Consider the following 17,590-nt stretch of genomic DNA (forward strand, 5'->3'; position numbering starts at 1 on the left):
ACTGTATTTATTAACGATTCATTTATTTTTCTCATACATTTTAGTGAGCCAGCGTGGTCTGAAGATCAAATATTGACAGGGAATAAACGTGAATCGCAATCCAGAGACATACGAAAAAACCACCTGAAGGTAGTCAGAAATGAAGGCTGTCGCGGTTGCCAGGTTTCAGGATAGTCGGGATGGAACAGCCGTTGGTGTGCCTCGTTTGTATCACAGTCTGTGTTTCATTTTCGCCTGTGAAGGCCTGAGGCACACCAACGAATTGTTTTAGAAGAAGTTGAAGCTGACCGATAAGCCGGGTTCTGTCGTGGACAGTCATTCATCTAGGCCAGCAATCGCTCACTGGCTCAAGCAGCCTACCCGGGTTCAGTACGGGCCGTACCATGTGAACCCCTATTTGGCCTTGCTCCGGGTGGAGTTTACCGTGCCACGGACTGTTACCAGCCGCGCGGTGCGCTCTTACCGCACCCTTTCACCCTTACCTGATCCCGCTTACGCGGGCCATCGGCGGTTTGCTCTCTGTTGCACTGGTCGTGGGTTTCCCCCCCAGGCGTTACCTGGCACCCTGCCCTATGGAGCCCGGACTTTCCTCCCCTCCGCCCGTCTCCCCCGAAAGGGACGACGACGAAGCGGCGACTGTCTGGTCAGCTTCGGCGCGCAGTATAGAGGGTTTGCGCGCCGCTGTCACCCTCAGGTATAGGTAAGGCGTGATTAACGCGCCACTTCCACCTTCGCCAGTTTTTCGTAGTAGCATGCAATTGCGCTGTGATCGGCCGTGCCCAGGCCATCGGCACGCAGCGCCTGCATCATCTCCATGACCGCTGCGGTCAGCGGCAGCTGTGCGCCCACGCCGTGGGAGGTATCCAGCGCGTTGGCCAGATCTTTAATATGCAGGTCGATGCGGAAACCGGGTTTGAAATTGCGATCCATGACCATGGGCGCTTTGGCATCCAGCACGGTACTGCCCGCCAGACCACCGCGAATGGCCTGGTAGACCAGGTCCGGATTGACGCCCGCTTTGGTTGCCAGCGTCAGCGCTTCAGACATGGCGGCAATGTTGAGCGCCACAATCACCTGGTTTGCCAGCTTGGTCACGTTACCCGCCCCAATCTCTCCGGTGTGCACCACGGAGCCCGCCATGGCTTTCATCAGGTCGTAAAATTTATCGAAAACGGCTTTATCACCGCCGACCATCACCGACAGCGTGCCGTCGATCGCTTTCGGCTCACCGCCGCTGACCGGCGCATCCAGCATATCGACGCCCTTTGCTTTTAGCGCCTCGCTGATTTCACGGCTTGCAAGCGGTGCGATAGAGCTCATATCGATCAGCACCAGGCCAGGCTTCGCGCCGTCGATAATGCCGTTTTCACCCAGCGCAACCTCTTTAACATGCGGGGAGTTTGGCAGCATGGTGATGATGACATCGCACTGCTCGGCAATCGCTTTCGCGGTGGTGGCCGTTTCTGCTCCCGCCGCCATCACCTCAGCCACGGCCTGTGGATTATGATCGGATACCACCAGTGAGTAACCCGCTTTGATGAGGTTCTTACTCATTGGTTTACCCATGATCCCCAGGCCAATAAAGCCCACTTTCAGCGTCATAATCTATTTCCTCAATGATGGTTATTTTTTAAAAGCGTCCGCTAATTTCTGCGTAGCCGAGCGGAAAACGCCGAGGTCGCTGCCGACGGCAACAAACGAGGCTCCCCACTCCAGATAGCGGCGTGCGTCAGCCTCAACCGGCGCCAGAATGCCGCACGGTTTACCGTGTGCTTTGGCGCGGGCAAAGATGTGCTGGATCGCGCGCTGCACGTCAGGGTGGCTGGCGTTGCCCAGATGGCCAAAGGCGGCAGCCAGATCGCTTGGACCGACGAAGATCCCGTCCACGCCGTTTGTGGCGGCAATCGCGTCGACGTTATCAACGCCCTGCTGGCTCTCGATCTGAACCAGAATGGTGATGTTGCTGTTGGACTGCGCGAAATAGTCCGGGACGGTGCCAAACATATTGGCGCGGTGTGAAACGGAGACGCCGCGGATCCCTTCCGGGGGATAGCGCGTTGATGCAACGGCCAGCGCCGCTTGTTCTTCCGTCTCCACAAACGGGATCAGGAAGTTGTAGAAGCCGATATCCAGCAGACGCTTGATAATCACCGGTTCGTTGGTGGGGACACGCACCACCGGAGCACTGTGGCTGCCTTTAAGCGCCATCAACTGCGGAATAAAGGTGCTGATATCGTTCGGTGCATGCTCGCCGTCCAGCACCAGCCAGTCGAAACCGGCCAGGCCCAGCACTTCGGTGCTGATGGGATTTGCCAGCGCGGACCAGCAGCCAATCTGAATCTGGTGCGCCGCGAGAGCCGCTTTAAATTTATTCGGGAAGATCGCGTTATTCATCGTATTTACCTTTTTAATTCAGCAGCCTTTTTCAGCATCATTTTATTTATTCAGACACCCCGCCAGCATGATATTTATTATTCTGCCGTATTCTGGCGTGATAAAAACGTCATTCAGTATAAGACGCTATCCGCGACCGCACATTGTTTTAATGCTCAGGTATTACGGTATATTTTGATAAAAATTTTTGCATATGCACAAAGCACTGGGCGCTAATGCACAGAATCAAGGATTACGGGTTCTGAAGCGATCGGGATCACATTTTGCTATTCATTCTGCTGACATGCTTTATTTCTGAAAGCCGCGTATTTATTTCTACCATTAGAAAAATGGCTGAATTTATTATCAGACTTTTTGCTGGAGAATACTGAACAATGGCCGACATTGAAATTCGACAGGCACCGCCGACAGCGTTTTATATAAAAGTGCACGACGCCGATAACGTGGCGATTATCGTCAACGACAATGGCTTAAAAGCGGGAACCCGCTTTCCGGACGGGCTGGAACTGATTGAGCATGTTCCGCAGGGACATAAAGTCGCCCTGGTGGATATCCCTGTTAACAGCGAAATCGTGCGTTACGGTGAAGTCATCGGCTATGCCGTTCGTTCGATACCGCAGGGAAGCTGGGTGGAGGAGTCGCTGGTGGCGCTGCCAGAAGCGCCGCCGCTGAACACACTTCCGCTGGCAACCCGCGTGCCGGAACCGCTTCCCCCACTGGAAGGCTATACCTTTGAAGGCTATCGCAATGCGGACGGCAGCGTCGGCACCAAAAATCTGCTCGGCATTACCACCAGCGTGCACTGCGTGGCGGGCGTAGTGGATTACGTGGTGAAAATAATCGAACGCGATCTGCTGCCAAAATACCCGAACGTCGACGGCGTGGTGGGCCTGAATCACCTCTACGGCTGCGGCGTGGCGATTAACGCGCCCGCTGCCGTGGTGCCTATCCGGACCATCCACAATATCGCCCTGAACCCGAACTTTGGCGGCGAGGTGATGGTCATTGGCCTCGGCTGTGAAAAATTGCAGCCAGAACGTTTGCTGCAGGGGACCGAGGATGTCAAAGCCATCCCGGCAGACGAGGCCAGCATCGTGCGCCTGCAGGACGAACGCCACGTCGGTTTCCGCTCAATGGTCGACGATATTTTGCAGGTAGCAGAGCGACATCTGGACAAGCTCAACCGCCGCCAGCGCGAAACGTGCCCGGCCTCTGAGCTGGTTGTGGGCACCCAGTGCGGCGGCAGCGATGCCTTCTCCGGCGTGACGGCCAACCCGGCGGTGGGCTTTGCATCCGATCTGCTTGTTCGCTGCGGCGCCACGGTGATGTTCTCCGAGGTGACCGAAGTGCGAGACGCCATCCATCTGCTGACGCCGCGCGCGGTTAATGAAGAGGTCGGCAAGCGCCTGCTTGAGGAGATGGCCTGGTACGATAACTATCTCGATATGGGCAAAACCGACCGCAGCGCCAATCCCTCCCCCGGGAACAAGAAAGGCGGCCTGGCAAACGTGGTGGAAAAAGCCCTCGGCTCGATTGCCAAATCCGGGCAGAGCGCCATTGCAGAGGTGCTCTCTCCGGGACAGCGCCCGACGAAACGCGGACTGATCTACGCGGCAACGCCGGCCAGCGATTTTGTGTGCGGCACGCAGCAGGTCGCATCCGGCATTACGGTGCAGGTCTTTACCACCGGGCGCGGCACGCCGTACGGCCTGATGGCGGTGCCGGTGATTAAAATGGCGACCCGCACCGCGCTCGCGAACCGCTGGTATGACTTAATGGATATCAACGCGGGAACCATCGCCACCGGAGAAGAGAGCATTGAGGACGTGGGCTGGAAGCTGTTCCACTTCATTCTCGATGTCGCCAGCGGGCGGAAGAAAACCTTTTCGGATCAGTGGGGATTACACAACCAGCTGGCGGTGTTTAACCCGGCACCGGTGACGTGACTTCCCCTCACTCTGCCCTCTCCCCCAGGGAGAGGGTAAAAAAAATTTAAACCAACACCACCTCAATCCCGCTTTTCCGTAATCCTTCCAGACTCTCCGCCGGAATACCTTCATCGACAATAATCATATCAATCCGTTGCGTATCAATGATTTTATGCAGGCTTGAGCGGTTAAATTTGCTGGAGTCAGTGACAACGATAATACGCTCCGCCACCTCGCACATTTTGCGATTCAGACGGGCTTCGTCTTCGTTATGCGTACTCACGCCCCGGTCGAGATCGATGGCATCGACGCCCAGGAACAGCAGGTCAAAATGGTAATTCTGTAGCGACTGCTCGGCCTGGTCACCGTAGAAGGATTGCGACTGACGACGCAAATGCCCGCCGGTCATCAGCAACTCCACCCCGTCCGCTTCCAGCAGCGCGTTCGCTACGTTCATGCCGTTAGTCATCGCAATCACGTCCGTGTGCTGGCGCAGCATGCGGGCGATTTCAAACGTCGTGGTACCCGAATCCAGAATGATGCGGTGCCCGGGTTTGACCAGCGCGGCAGCGGCCTGAGCAATGCTGCGCTTAACCGCCGTATTCAGCGAGCTTTTATCTTCCACGGAAGGCTCAGCGCCCGGCACATTACCTTCGCAAATCAGTGCCCCGCCGTAGGCGCGAACGGCAATGCCCTGCTTCTCAAGAAAGGCGAGGTCATTGCGGATCGTCACCGTCGAAACGCCGTACAGATGAGACAGATCGTTAACCTGCACGCTTCCCTGCGCCCGCAACCGCTGAATGATCTGTTCTCGCCTTTCACTGGTGCCGGTGATGCGCTTTTCTGCGGATGAATCGGTGCTGCTCATACGAGCTCCTTAATCAATATTCTTTCGTTTCATTTCGTTTTGCCTATTAAGGCCTTTCCTTTAAGGGAATGCAAGCCCTGCATGGTGACGATACGCAAGCTGGCATCGCGCTGAAACCTTTCATTATGTTTCTTTTGTGAAACAGATCGGAAAACCATTATCTTTCGTTTTATTTTTATATCACCATGATGCAGGATTAAATGAAACAAAACGAAAGATAAATATCATTGCCATCCGAAATGGAGAGGAAAGTGAAACATCTGACAGAAATGGTGGAACACCATAAACGGGGGAATTCAAACGGGATCTATGCCGTCTGCTCCGCGCATCCGCTGGTACTGGAAGCGGCAATTCGTTATGCGCATTCGCATCGATCCCCGCTGCTGATCGAGGCCACCTCCAACCAGGTGGATCAATTTGGCGGCTATACCGGCATGACGCCCGCTGATTTTCACGGGTTTGTCTGCCAGCTTGCCGAGTCGCTCGGTTTCCCGACGTCACAGCTGATCCTCGGCGGCGATCATCTGGGCCCCAACCGCTGGCAAAATCTTCCTGCGGAACAGGCGATGGCCAACGCAGACGATCTGATCAAAAGCTATGTTTCTGCCGGATTCAAAAAGATCCACCTCGACTGCAGCATGTCCTGTGAGGACGATCCGGTTCCCCTGACCGATGCGATCGTCGCCGGACGCGCCGCACGCCTGGCGAAGATTGCCGAAGCGACCTGTCGCGAGCAGTTTGGGGTAGCCGATCTGGTCTACGTTATCGGCACGGAAGTGCCAGTTCCCGGTGGTGCGCACGACACGCTCACCGAACTTGAAGTCACCACGCCGGATGCGGCCCGCGCCACGCTTGAAGCGCACCGTCATGCATTCGAAAAGGAAGGCTTAACCGACATCTGGCCGCGCATTATTGGTCTGGTCGTCCAGCCCGGCGTGGAGTTCGACCATGCGCACGTCTGCGACTATCAGCCGCAGAAAGCCGTCGCCCTGAGCAAAATGGTTGAAGCCTACGACACGCTGGTGTTTGAAGCCCACTCCACCGACTACCAGACGCCGCAGGCGCTGCGAAAGCTGGTCAACGATCACTTTGCGATTCTGAAGGTTGGCCCTGCCCTGACCTTCGCCCTGCGCGAAGCGCTCTTCGCGCTGGCCGCCATCGAAGAGGAACTGCTGCCAGCGAAAGCCGTTTCTGGCCTGCGTCACGTGCTGGAAAACGTCATGCTCGATCGCCCGGAATACTGGCAAAGCCATTACCACGGTGACGGCAACGCGCGTCGCCTGGCCCGCGGCTACAGCTACTCTGACCGCGTGCGCTATTACTGGCCGGACAGCCAGATTGACGACGCTTTTGAACGGCTGGTGCGCAACCTTGCAGACGAGCCCATTCCGCTGCCGCTGATCAGCCAGTACCTGCCGCTGCAGTACGGCAAAGTTCGCGAGGGCGCTCTCAAGTCAACGCCACGGGAACTCATCATCGACCACATTCAGGACATACTCCAGCAGTACCACGCCGCCTGCGAAGGCGTAACAACGCAAAACGCATAATAAAAAGAGGAAAGCGCTATGCCAAACATTGTTTTATGCCGCATTGATGAACGTCTGATTCACGGTCAGGTGGGCGTGCAGTGGGTGGGGTTTGCGGGGGCAAACCTGGTACTCGTCGCCAACGATGAGGTGGCTGAAGATCCGGTTCAACAGAACCTGATGGAGATGGTGCTCGCGGAAGGGATCGCCGTGCGCTTCTGGTCACTGCAAAAAGTGATCGACAACATTCACCGCGCCGCTGACCGCCAGAAAATCCTGCTGGTCTGCAAATCACCCGCTGATTTTCTGAAGCTGGTTGAGGGAGGCGTGCCCATCACCCGTATCAACGTAGGAAACATGCACTACGCCAGTGGCAAACAACAAATTGCCAAAACGGTCTCTGTCGACGCGAACGATATCGCCGCGTTCAACGGCCTGAAAGCGGCCGGGGTGGAATGCTTCGTTCAGGGCGTTCCAACAGAAACTGCTTTGGATCTCTTTAAACTGCTCTGAGGGATTCACAATGGAAATCAGTCTGTTGCAGGCACTGGGGTTGGGCATACTCGCCTTTATCGCCGGTCTGGATATGTTTAACGGGTTAACGCACATGCACCGCCCGGTGGTGCTCGGGCCGCTGGTCGGCCTGATTCTGGGCGACCTGCATACCGGTATTTTGACCGGCGGCACGTTAGAGCTGGTCTGGATGGGGCTGGCGCCGCTCGCCGGTGCCCAGCCGCCGAACGTCATTATCGGCACCATTGTGGGTACCGCATTTGCCATCAGCACCGGGGTGAAGCCAGAAGTTGCCGTTGGCGTCGCCGTCCCGTTTGCCGTCGCGGTACAGATGGGAATTACGTTCCTCTTCTCGGTGATGTCCGGCGTGATGTCACGCTGCGATCGCATGGCGGCCAATGCAGATACTCACGGTATTGAACGGGTGAACTATCTTGCGCTGCTGGCGCTCGGCATCTTCTATTTTCTGTGCGCCTTCCTGCCGATCTACTTCGGTGCGGAACATGCGAAAACCGCCATTGATGTTCTGCCGGCACGGTTGATTGACGGCCTCGGCGTTGCGGGCGGCATCATGCCTGCCATCGGCTTCGCCGTACTGCTGAAGATCATGATGAAAAACGTCTACATCCCTTACTTCATTATCGGTTTTGTCGCCGCCGCCTGGCTCAAGCTTCCGGTGCTGGCGATTGCGGCCGCCGCGCTGGCCATGGCGCTGATCGACCTGATGCGTAAATCACCTGAACCGACGGCTCCTGCGGCCCAGAAAGAGGAATTCGAAGATGGCATCTAATCAAACAACGTTACCGGGCGTGTCTGAATCCGAAGAGACGCTGCTGACCGGCGTCAACGAAAACGTCTACGAAGACCAGAGCATCGGTGCCGAACTGACGAAAAAAGATATTAACCGCGTGGCCTGGCGTTCAATGCTGCTGCAGGCCTCGTTTAACTATGAACGTATGCAGGCCTCCGGTTGGCTGTACGGGCTGCTGCCCGCGCTGAAAAAGATCCACTCCAACAAGCGGGATCTGGCGCGCGCCATGAAAGGCCATATGGGCTTCTTTAACACCCACCCGTTCCTGGTGACCTTTGTTATCGGCATCATTCTGGCGATGGAGCGCTCCAAGCAGGATGTGAACAGCATCCAGAGCACCAAAATTGCCGTCGGCGCGCCGCTCGGCGGTATCGGCGACGCCATGTTCTGGCTAACCCTGCTGCCCATCTGCGGCGGTATCGGCGCCAGCCTGGCGCTGCAAGGGTCGATTCTGGGGGCCGTGATCTTTATCGTGCTGTTTAACGTGGTGCACCTCGGCCTGCGTTTTGGTCTGGCGCACTACGCATACCGGATGGGCGTGGCGGCCATTCCGCTGATCAAAGCCAACACCAAAAAGGTCGGTCACGCGGCGTCTATCGTCGGGATGACGGTGATTGGCGCGCTGGTGGCAACGTATGTCCGACTCAATACGACGCTTGAAATCAAGGCGGGTGATGCCGTCGTCAAACTGCAGGCCGACGTTATCGACAAGCTGATGCCCGCGTTCCTGCCGCTGGTCTACACCCTGACCATGTTCTGGCTGGTACGCCGCGGCTGGAGCCCGCTGCGTCTGATTGGTATCACCGTGCTGCTGGGCGTAGTCGGTAAGTTCTGTCATTTCCTGTAAAAGCAAAGAGGTTGCGATGTTAGGCATTATTTTGACGGGTCACGGCGGTTTTGCCAGCGGGCTTGAGCAGGCGATGAAGCAGATCCTCGGCGAACAGCCGCAGTTTATCGCCATCGATTTTCCTGAAACATCCACCACCGCGCGACTGACCGCTCAGCTTGAGCAGGCGGTGAGTGAACTCGATGCAGAGCACGATATTGTGTTTCTCACCGATTTGCTCGGCGGCACGCCGTTTCGCGTAGCATCGACGCTCGCCATGCAACGGCCGGGCAGCGAAGTGATCACCGGGACCAACCTGCAGCTACTGCTGGAGATGGTGCTGGAGCGCGACGGATTAAGCAGCGAAGCGTTTCGTCTGCAGGCGCTGGAGTGCGGGCACCGCGGCCTGACCAGCCTCGTAGACGAACTGGGACGCTGTCGCGAGGAAGCCCCTGCCGAGGAAGGGATATGAGGCAGCTGCTGCGCGCGAGGCGGGTGCTTACCGAACAGGGCTGGCTGGATGACCACCAGCTACGCATTGAAAACGGCGTGATTGCGGCTATTGAGCCTGTCCCGGCGGGCGTGACGTCGCGCGATGCGGAACTGCTCTGCCCGGCGTATATCGATACGCACGTCCACGGCGGCGCTGGCGTGGACGTAATGGATGATGCGCCTGACGTGCTGAATATTCTCGCGATGCATAAAGCGCGCGAAGGCGTGGGCGCCTTTTTACCCACCACCGTTACCGCGCCGCTGGAGGCTATCCACGGCGCGCTCGCGCGAATCGCCCGTCGCTGTCAGTCGGGCGGCCCCGGCGCGCAGATCCTGGGCAGCTACCTGGAAGGACCGTACTTTACGCCGCAGAACAAAGGGGCGCATCCGCCTGACCTGTTCCGGGAACTGGATGTCGCCGAGCTGGACGGCCTGATTGACGTTTCACTGAGCACGTTACGGGTGGTGGCGCTGGCGCCGGAAAAACCTGGCGCGTTGCTGGCGATTCGCCATCTCAAACAGCGCGGAATACGCGTGATGCTGGGCCACAGCGCCGCTACGTTTGATCAAACCCTCGCCGCGTTTGACGCGGGTGCCGATGGGCTGGTGCACTGCTATAACGGCATGACGGGACTGCACCACAGGGAACCCGGCATGGTCGGCGCAGGGCTGACGGACAAACGGGCGTGGCTGGAGCTGATTGCCGACGGCCACCATGTCCATCCGGGAGCCATGCGGTTATGCCGTTGCTGCGCAAAAGAACGCCTGGTGCTGATCACCGATGCTATGCAGGCAGCCGGTATGCCGGATGGTCGGTATACGCTCTGTGGTGAAACGGTCACGATGCAAAACGGCGTGGTTCGAACCGGCTCCGGCGGGCTGGCCGGGAGCACGCTCTCGCTGGATGCCGCTGTACGCAATATGGTGGAACATACAGGTATCACTGCCGAAGACGCCATTCATATGGCCTCGCTGCATCCCGCCCGCCTGCTGGGCATGGATAATCAACTCGGTTCGTTAGCGCCGGGTAAACGCGCGAATCTCAACGCGCTGAACGGGGGTTTACACCTCCAGCAGATCTGGATTCAGGGCCAGGCTCTCCCCCTTTAGCCCTTTCATTGTGTCTCCTTTTGGCTTTACGGCCTGAAATCGTAAGGCCTTTCTTTTCCTTTCCTTTAATCTGCCTCTTCCTTTCATGATCACACTTTTCGTTTTATTTCTTTTCTTTCATTGATGTTTCGATTTCTTTTCTATAGATTTTATTTAACTGCTAAAGTGAACAAGTGAAACGAAACGAAAGATAGCGACACGATTGCCAGCGTCTGATGTGGAATTCACACGACTAAGGATTGAGTTATGCCACAAACTACCACCGCCGCAACCGGCACCTGGACCGAGGAAGAGATCCGCCAGCAGCCTGCCAGCTGGATCCGCTCGCTCAACAATATCGATAGCCTGCGTTCTTCGATCGACAGCTTCCTGACGCCGCTGCTGCGCAAGCACGATCTGCGGATCGTCCTGACCGGCGCGGGCACGTCCGCGTTTATCGGCGATATCATTGCGCCATGGCTTGCGAGCCACACCGGGAAAACTATCTCCGCCGTCCCGACCACTGACCTGGTCACAAACCCGATGGATTACTTCAGCCCTGCGCATCCGCTGCTGCTGGTTTCGTTTGCCCGATCCGGCAACAGTCCGGAAAGCGTCGCAGCCGTTGAGCTGGCCAATCAGTTCGTACCGGAGTGCTACCACCTGTCGATCACCTGTAACGAGGCCGGAAGCCTGTACCAGACCGCCGTCGACAGCGATAACGCTTATGCCCTGCTGATGCCTGCCGAAACGCACGATCGCGGGTTCGCGATGACCAGCAGTATCACCACCATGATGGCGAGCTGTCTGGCCGTATTCGCCCCGGAAACGATCAACAGTCACACCTTCCGCGACGTGGCCGATCGCTGTCAGGCGATCCTCACCTCGCTCGGCGATTTCAGCCATGGCGTCTTTGGCAGCGAACCGTGGAAACGGATCGTGTATCTGGGAAGCGGCGGTCTGCAGGGCGCGGCGCGCGAATCGGCGCTGAAGGTGCTGGAGCTGACGGCGGGCAAGCTGGCGGCATTCTACGATTCCCCCACCGGTTTCCGTCACGGGCCGAAGTCGCTGGTGGATAACGAAACGCTGGTGGTGGTGTTCATCTCCAGCCATCCGTATACGCGTCAGTACGATCTGGATCTGCTGGCCGAACTGCGCCGCGATCGCCAGGCCCTGCGCGTCGTCGCCATCGCCGCTGAAAACGATCCGGCCATTGAAGCGGGGCCGCATATTCTCCTGCCGCCTTCCCGTCCGTTTAGCGATATGGAACAGGCGTTCTGCTTCCTGATGTATGCGCAGGTCTTTGCCCTTACCCAGTCGCTCAGCGTAGGCAATACGCCCGATACGCCATCCGCCAGCGGGACGGTCAACCGCGTGGTGCAGGGCGTTGTTATTCATCCGTGGCAGGCTTAAGAGGATCTGATTATGAGTATTATCTCGACGAAATATCTTCTCCAGGACGCGCAGACAAAAGGCTATGCCGTTCCGGCGTTCAACATCCACAACGCGGAGACGATCCAGGCGATCCTCGAAGTGTGCAGCGAAATGCGATCGCCAGTGATCCTCGCGGGCACGCCGGGCACCTTTAAGCATATTGCGCTGGAAGAGATTTACGCCCTGTGCAGCGCCTACTCCCTCACCTACGACATGCCGCTGGCGCTACACCTCGATCACCACGAATCGCTGGACGATATTCGCCGCAAGGTCAACGCGGGTGTGCGCAGCGCGATGATCGACGGCAGCCACTATCCGTTTGAACAGAACGTGAAGCTGGTGAAGTCGGTGGTCGATTTCTGCCACCTCAACGACTGCAGCGTCGAAGCCGAACTGGGCCGCCTGGGCGGCGTGGAAGATGACATGAGCGTGGACGCCGAAAGCGCGTTTCTCACCGATCCGCAGGAGGCGAAACGCTTTGTCGAACTGACCGGCGTCGACAGCCTTGCCGTCGCCATCGGCACCGCACACGGCCTGTATACCAAGCGCCCAAAAATCGACTTCCAGCGGCTGGCCGAGATCCGTGAAGTGGTCACCGTGCCGCTGGTGCTGCACGGCGCGAGCGATGTGCCGGATGAGGATGTGCGTCGCACCATCGAACTGGGCGTGTGCAAAGTTAACGTGGCAACCGAGCTGAAAATCGCCTTCTCTGACGCGGTGAAAGCCTGGTTTGCCGACAACCCGCAGGGCAACGATCCGCGCTTCTATATGCGGGTCGGCATGGACGCCATGAAAGAGGTGGTCAGAAGCAAAATCACCGTTTGCGGCTCCGCAAACCGGCTGCTGCTTCCAGCGGAAGCCTGATCCCATCGCGCATTACGTCAGTACCTAAAAATAACTATAAGCCTCGCAAATATGAAGGCGCGTCCTTAAGCCGGACAGCGCCTTCCATTATCCTAAAAATCCGAGGAGTCCCTACATGACACAGGAAAAGTCGTTTAAATCGAAAGCGTGGGAATTTTTCCAAAGCCTGGGAAAGACCTTTATGTTCCCGGTCTCCCTGCTGGCCTTTATGGGGTTGCTGCTGGGGATCGGTAGCTCCGTCACCAGCCCTTCCACCATTAAAAGCTTTCCCTTTCTGGGCGGCGAGTTAACGCAGCTAACCTTTGGCTTTATCGCCATGGTGGGCGGCTTCGCCTTTACCTATCTGCCGCTGATGTTCGCCATGGCGATCCCGATGGGCCTCGCGAAACGCAACAAGGCCGTGGGCGCTTTTGCCGGGTTCGTTGGCTACATGCTGATGAACATGAGCATCAACTACTACCTGACCGCCACCCACCAGCTTGCCGATGCCGCGACCATGAGACAGGTGGGACAATCGATCGTGCTGGGGATCCAGACCCTGGAGATGGGCGTGCTGGGCGGCATCGTGGTGGGGGTGATTACCTATTTCCTGCACGAGCGTTTTCAGGACACGGTCCTCCACGACGCCTTTGCCTTCTTTAGCGGCATCCGTTTTGTACCGATTATCACTGCCCTTACCCTTTCGCTGGTCGGGCTGTTCATTCCCCTACTGTGGGAATACGTGGCGCTGGGGATTGCCGGGATTGGCCATATTATCCAGAGCACCAGCGTTTTCGGCCCCTTCCTTTACGGCGTGGGCGTGCTGCTGCTTAAACCCTTCGGCCTGCACCACATTCTGCTGGCGATGGTGCGCTTCACGCCAGCAGGCGGGATTGAGATGGTCAACGGCCATGAGGTGGCCGGCGCGCTGAATATCTTCTACGCCGAGCTGAAAGCCGGACTGCCGTTTAGCCCGCACGTTACCGCGTTTCTGTCACAAGGGTTTATGCCGACCTTTATCTTTGGCTTACCTGCCGTGGCCTACGCCATCTACCGCACCGCGCGTCCGGAAAACCGCCCGGTGATTAAGGGGCTGCTGCTTTCCGGCGTGCTGGTGTCCGTCGTTACCGGTATTTCAGAGCCGATTGAGTTCCTGTTCCTGTTTATCGCCCCTGCGCTTTACGCCTTCCATATCGTGATGTCGGGCCTGGCGCTGATGGTGATGGCCCTGCTTGGGGTGACCATCGGCAACACCGACGGTGGGATTCTGGATCTGCTGATCTTTGGCGTGATGCAGGGGATGTCGACCAAATGGTATCTGCTGTTCCCGGTCGGTATCGCCTGGTTTGCTATCTACTTCGTCGTCTTCCGCTGGTACATCCTCAAACACGATATCAAGACGCCGGGACGTGAAGTGGATGTACAGGCTGCACAGCAGGCCGTCGAAGCCAACACCCGCGCGCGTGGAAAATCGAAATACGATCATGGGCTTATCCTGCAGGCGCTCGGAGGCAAAGAGAACATCGAGTCGCTCGACAACTGCATCACCCGCTTGCGTCTGGTGGTGAAAGAGATGGGCCTTATCGATCAGCAGGCGCTGAAAGCAGCGGGCGCCCTGTCGGTGGTGGTGCTGGATGCTCACAGCGTACAGGTGATCATCGGCCCGCAGGTTCAGAGCGTCAAAACCGGCATTGAAGCCTTAATTTAACAGGGGGTCGTTGTGTTTGATTTCGACAAAATCATCGAGCGTAAAAGCGATAAGTGCCGTAAATGGGACCATGCGTTTGTCTGCTCACGCTTTGGTGATGTTCCGGAGGGGTTTATCCCGCTGTGGATCGCCGATATGGATTTCACCTCGCCGCCCGCCGTTATTGAAGGCTTCCGGCGCATCGTGGAGCACGGCACCTTTGGCTATACGTGGTGCTTCGACGAATTCTACGACGCGACGATCGCCTTTCAGCGCACGCGTCATCAGGTTGAGGTAGACCGATCGTGGATCACGCTGACCTACGGCACCGTCTCCACCCTGCATTACACGGTTCAGGCGTTCTGCCAGCCTGGCGACAGCGTGATGATGAACACGCCGGTCTACGATCCGTTTGCGATGGCAGCACAGCGTCAGGGCGTGCGGGTACTTGCAAATCCGCTGAGCGTGAAGGAAAACCGCTATCAGCTGGATTTTAATCTGATTGAAGATCAGCTCAAAACCCACCGTCCAAAACTGTGGTTTTTCTGCTCGCCGCATAACCCCTCGGGCCGAATCTGGCGCGCAGATGAGATACGGCAGGTGTCCGATCTCTGTAAGCGCTACGGCACGATTCTGGTGGTCGATGAGGTTCACGCCGAGCACATTCTGGACGGTACATTCGTCAGCTGTCTGACTTCGGGCTGTGCCGCGCAGGACAACCTGATCGTGCTGACGTCGCCCAATAAAGCCTTCAACCTGGGCGGGCTGAAAACGTCTTATTCGATGATCCCGGACGATTCGCTGCGCCAGCGCTTCCGCCAGCAGCTTGAGAAGAACTCGATTACTTCCCCCAATATGTTCGGCGTATGGGGGATTATCCTCGCCTATCAGCACGGTCTGCCGTGGCTCGACGCGCTGAACGGGTATCTGCAAGGCAACGCGCGCTACCTTGCGGACGCTATTCAGACCCACTTCCCGACGTGGAAGATGATGAACCCGGAATCGTCGTATCTGGCCTGGATAGACGTGAGCGCCGACGAGCGCAACGCCACCCAGTTAACCCAACATTTTGCCCGGCAGGCGGGCGTGGTCATTGAAGACGGCAGCCACTACGTGCAAAACGGCGAAAACTACCTGCGGATCAACTTCGGCACCCAGCGCTACTGGCTGGAGCAGTCCATCACCCGAATGCTGAAGCATTACTGATAAGGATCTAAACCCGATGAAAAAAGTGCTCACTCTTTCGCTGCTGGCTCTCTCTGTTTCTCATGGCGCGGCGGCCGCCAACTACGCGCTCAATAACGACAATATTGCTCTGTCGTTTGACGATGCAAACGCAACGGTGGTAGTGAAGGACAGCAAGGCTAACCATCCGCTCACGCCCCTGGAGCTGTTCTTTCTGACGCTGCCGGATGAGACAAAAATCCACGCCGCTGATTTCTCCATCAAGCATGTCGAAAAGCGGGACAACGCGATTGTCATCGACTTTACGCGCCCGGATTTTAACGTAACGGTGAAGCTGAATCTGGTGAAGGATAAATATGCCAGTATCGATTACACCCTCGCGGCTGTTGGTCAGCCGCGAGACGTGGCGAAAATTACCTTCTTCCCGACAAAAAAACAGTCTCAGGCACCGTATGTTGACGGGGCCATTAACAGTTCGCCGATCGTGGCTGATTCGTTCTTTATTCTGCCGGATAAACCGATCGTGAATACTTACGCCTATGAAGCGACGACCAACCTCAATGTCGAGCTGAAAACCCCCATTCAGCCTGAAACGCCGGTCAGCTACACGATGTATTTCGGCACCTTCCCGGAAACCAGCCAACTGCGCCGCAGCGTGAACCAGTTTATCGATGCCGTGCGCCCCCGTCCGTATAAGCCTTACCTGCACTACAACAGCTGGATGGATATCGGCTTCTTTACACCTTACTCCGAGCAGGATGTGCTGGGGCGGATGGACGAGTGGAATAAGGAATTTATCACCGGACGCGGCGTGGCGCTGGACGCGTTCCTGCTGGACGACGGCTGGGACGACCTTACCGGGCGCTGGCTGTTTGGTCCGGCATTCAGCAACGGTTTTGGCAAGGTACGGGAAAAAGCCGACAGCCTGCACAGCTCGGTTGGGCTGTGGCTCTCACCGTGGGGAGGCTACAACAAGCCCCGCGACATTCGCGTCTCGCATGCAAAAGAGTATGGATTCGAAACCGTCGACGGGAAGCTGGCGCTGTCAGGGCCGAACTACTTTAAGAACTTCAATGAGCAGATCGTTAAGCTGATCAAAAACGAACACATTACCTCGTTCAAACTTGATGGGATGGGAAACGCCAATTCGCATATTAAGGGCAGCCCGTTCGCCTCGGATTTTGACGCCTCTATCGCCCTGCTGCATAACATGCGCAGCGCTAACCCAAACCTGTTTATCAACCTGACCACCGGGACCAACGCCAGCCCGTCCTGGCTGTTCTACGCTGATTCGATCTGGCGCCAGGGGGACGACATCAACCTGTACGGCCCCGGCACGCCGGTGCAGCAGTGGATGACCTACCGCGATGCGGAAACGTACCGCTCGATTGTGCGCAAGGGCCCGCTGTTCCCGCTGAACTCCTTGATGTACCACGGGATCGTCAGCGCGGAGAATGCCTACTACGGTCTGGAGAAGGTACAAACGGACAGCGATTTTGCCGACCAGGTCTGGAGCTATTTCGCGACCGGTACGCAGCTGCAGGAGCTGTATATCACCCCGTCAATGCTGAATAAGGCGAAGTGGGACACCCTGGCGCAGGCCGCGAAATGGTCCCGGGAAAACGCCAGCGTGCTGGTGGACACCCACTGGATAGGCGGCGACCCAACGGCGCTGCAGGTTTACGGCTGGGCATCATGGAGCAAGGACAAAGCGATTCTCGGCTTGCGTAACCCGTCGGATAAGCCGCAAAGCTACTACCTGGATTTGACGAGAGATTTCGAAGTCCCGACAGGAAACGCGGCGCAGTTTAGTCTGAAGGCGGTGTATGGCCGTAATTCAACCGTACCGGAGGCGTACAAAAACGCCGTGGTGATTACGCTGCAACCGCTGGAAACGCTGGTGTTTGAGGCGATACCTGCTAGCTAAAAGACGCTTAAAGATCTGTAGGCCGGGTAAGGCGTAGCCGCCACCCGGCAAAAACGGGCAGGAGATG

At 57.2% G+C, this 17,590-nt stretch carries 15 protein-coding genes and 1 other RNA gene; 12 read left to right on the plus strand and 4 right to left on the minus strand.

Annotation, left to right across the window (positions count from 1 at the left end; genetic code table 11):
* Nucleotides 1-275: 275 nt before the first annotated feature.
* The 3 genes from rnpB to garL all read right to left on the minus strand — a co-directional run bounded on the left by rnpB (nt 276) and on the right by garL (nt 2,394).
* An RNA gene (rnpB, locus tag ABFV38_RS19280) (RNase P RNA component class A) lies at nt 276-652 on the minus strand.
* A gap of 59 nt (nt 653-711) precedes the next feature.
* Nucleotides 712-1,602, minus strand: coding sequence for a 2-hydroxy-3-oxopropionate reductase (gene garR / locus ABFV38_RS19285; RefSeq protein WP_069719922.1), 891 nt, complete (start codon nt 1,600-1,602; stop codon nt 712-714).
* Nucleotides 1,603-1,623: 21 nt separating this feature from the next.
* Nucleotides 1,624-2,394 carry a 2-dehydro-3-deoxyglucarate aldolase gene (garL, locus tag ABFV38_RS19290; RefSeq protein ID WP_348957848.1) on the minus strand — a complete coding sequence of 257 codons (771 nt, stop codon included), beginning with the start codon at nt 2,392-2,394 and terminating at the stop codon, nt 1,624-1,626.
* Between the two features lie 374 nt (nt 2,395-2,768).
* Between garL and garD the strand changes: the two genes are divergently transcribed.
* A complete protein-coding gene (gene garD / locus ABFV38_RS19295; protein WP_045415288.1) occupies nt 2,769-4,340 on the plus strand; it encodes a galactarate dehydratase in 1,572 nt (523 codons plus the stop codon).
* A 46-nt stretch (nt 4,341-4,386) separates the two neighbouring features.
* Here the strand turns inward: garD and ABFV38_RS19300 are convergent, their stop codons facing one another.
* Entirely contained in the window at nt 4,387-5,190 is an 804-nt protein-coding gene (locus tag ABFV38_RS19300) for a DeoR family transcriptional regulator (RefSeq protein WP_045415290.1), read from the minus strand.
* A 239-nt stretch (nt 5,191-5,429) separates the two neighbouring features.
* Here ABFV38_RS19300 and kbaZ point away from each other — a divergent pair, with 239 nt between their 5' ends.
* The 11 genes from kbaZ to ABFV38_RS19355 all read left to right on the plus strand — a co-directional run bounded on the left by kbaZ (nt 5,430) and on the right by ABFV38_RS19355 (nt 17,523).
* Nucleotides 5,430-6,737 (plus strand): tagatose-bisphosphate aldolase subunit KbaZ, encoded by a 1,308-nt coding sequence (gene kbaZ / locus ABFV38_RS19305; protein WP_348957850.1) that lies wholly within the window; start codon nt 5,430-5,432, stop codon nt 6,735-6,737.
* Between the two features lie 18 nt (nt 6,738-6,755).
* Nucleotides 6,756-7,229, plus strand: coding sequence for a PTS N-acetylgalactosamine transporter subunit IIB (agaV, locus tag ABFV38_RS19310; protein WP_023333561.1), 474 nt, complete (start codon nt 6,756-6,758; stop codon nt 7,227-7,229).
* 10 nt (nt 7,230-7,239) lie between these two features.
* Nucleotides 7,240-8,019, plus strand: coding sequence for a PTS N-acetylgalactosamine transporter subunit IIC (gene agaW / locus ABFV38_RS19315; RefSeq protein ID WP_024906387.1), 780 nt, complete (start codon nt 7,240-7,242; stop codon nt 8,017-8,019).
* Nucleotides 8,009-8,887: a PTS N-acetylgalactosamine transporter subunit IID gene (gene agaE, locus ABFV38_RS19320; RefSeq protein ID WP_348957852.1), complete on the plus strand. Its 879-nt coding sequence runs from the start codon at nt 8,009-8,011 to the stop codon at nt 8,885-8,887. The genes agaW and agaE overlap by 11 nt, the downstream gene beginning before the upstream one ends.
* A gap of 16 nt (nt 8,888-8,903) precedes the next feature.
* Complete coding sequence (gene agaF, locus ABFV38_RS19325) at nt 8,904-9,338, plus strand: PTS galactosamine/N-acetylgalactosamine transporter subunit IIA (protein ID WP_045355421.1); 435 nt, start codon at nt 8,904-8,906, stop codon at nt 9,336-9,338.
* Complete coding sequence (gene nagA, locus ABFV38_RS19330) at nt 9,335-10,468, plus strand: N-acetylglucosamine-6-phosphate deacetylase (protein WP_348957854.1); 1,134 nt, start codon at nt 9,335-9,337, stop codon at nt 10,466-10,468. The genes agaF and nagA overlap by 4 nt, the downstream gene beginning before the upstream one ends.
* A 246-nt stretch (nt 10,469-10,714) precedes the next feature.
* Nucleotides 10,715-11,860, plus strand: coding sequence for an SIS domain-containing protein (locus ABFV38_RS19335; RefSeq protein WP_045910081.1), 1,146 nt, complete (start codon nt 10,715-10,717; stop codon nt 11,858-11,860).
* Nucleotides 11,861-11,872: 12 nt separating this feature from the next.
* On the plus strand, nt 11,873-12,745 hold the full coding sequence (kbaY, locus tag ABFV38_RS19340) for a tagatose-bisphosphate aldolase subunit KbaY (protein WP_048225073.1): 873 nt from the start codon (nt 11,873-11,875) through the stop codon (nt 12,743-12,745).
* Nucleotides 12,746-12,860: 115 nt separating this feature from the next.
* On the plus strand, nt 12,861-14,432 hold the full coding sequence (gene malX / locus ABFV38_RS19345; protein WP_045415298.1) for a maltose/glucose-specific PTS transporter subunit IIBC: 1,572 nt from the start codon (nt 12,861-12,863) through the stop codon (nt 14,430-14,432).
* 12 nt (nt 14,433-14,444) lie between these two features.
* Entirely contained in the window at nt 14,445-15,617 is a 1,173-nt protein-coding gene (locus ABFV38_RS19350; RefSeq protein WP_235403216.1) for a PatB family C-S lyase, read from the plus strand.
* A 16-nt stretch (nt 15,618-15,633) separates the two neighbouring features.
* Nucleotides 15,634-17,523, plus strand: coding sequence for an enterotoxin (locus tag ABFV38_RS19355; protein ID WP_235403215.1), 1,890 nt, complete (start codon nt 15,634-15,636; stop codon nt 17,521-17,523).
* Nucleotides 17,524-17,590 lie beyond the last annotated feature (67 nt).

The sequence above is a fragment of the Enterobacter cloacae complex sp. Mu1197 genome, from assembly GCF_040059225.1.
GTDB classification, from domain to species: Bacteria; Pseudomonadota; Gammaproteobacteria; order Enterobacterales; family Enterobacteriaceae; genus Enterobacter; species Enterobacter quasiroggenkampii.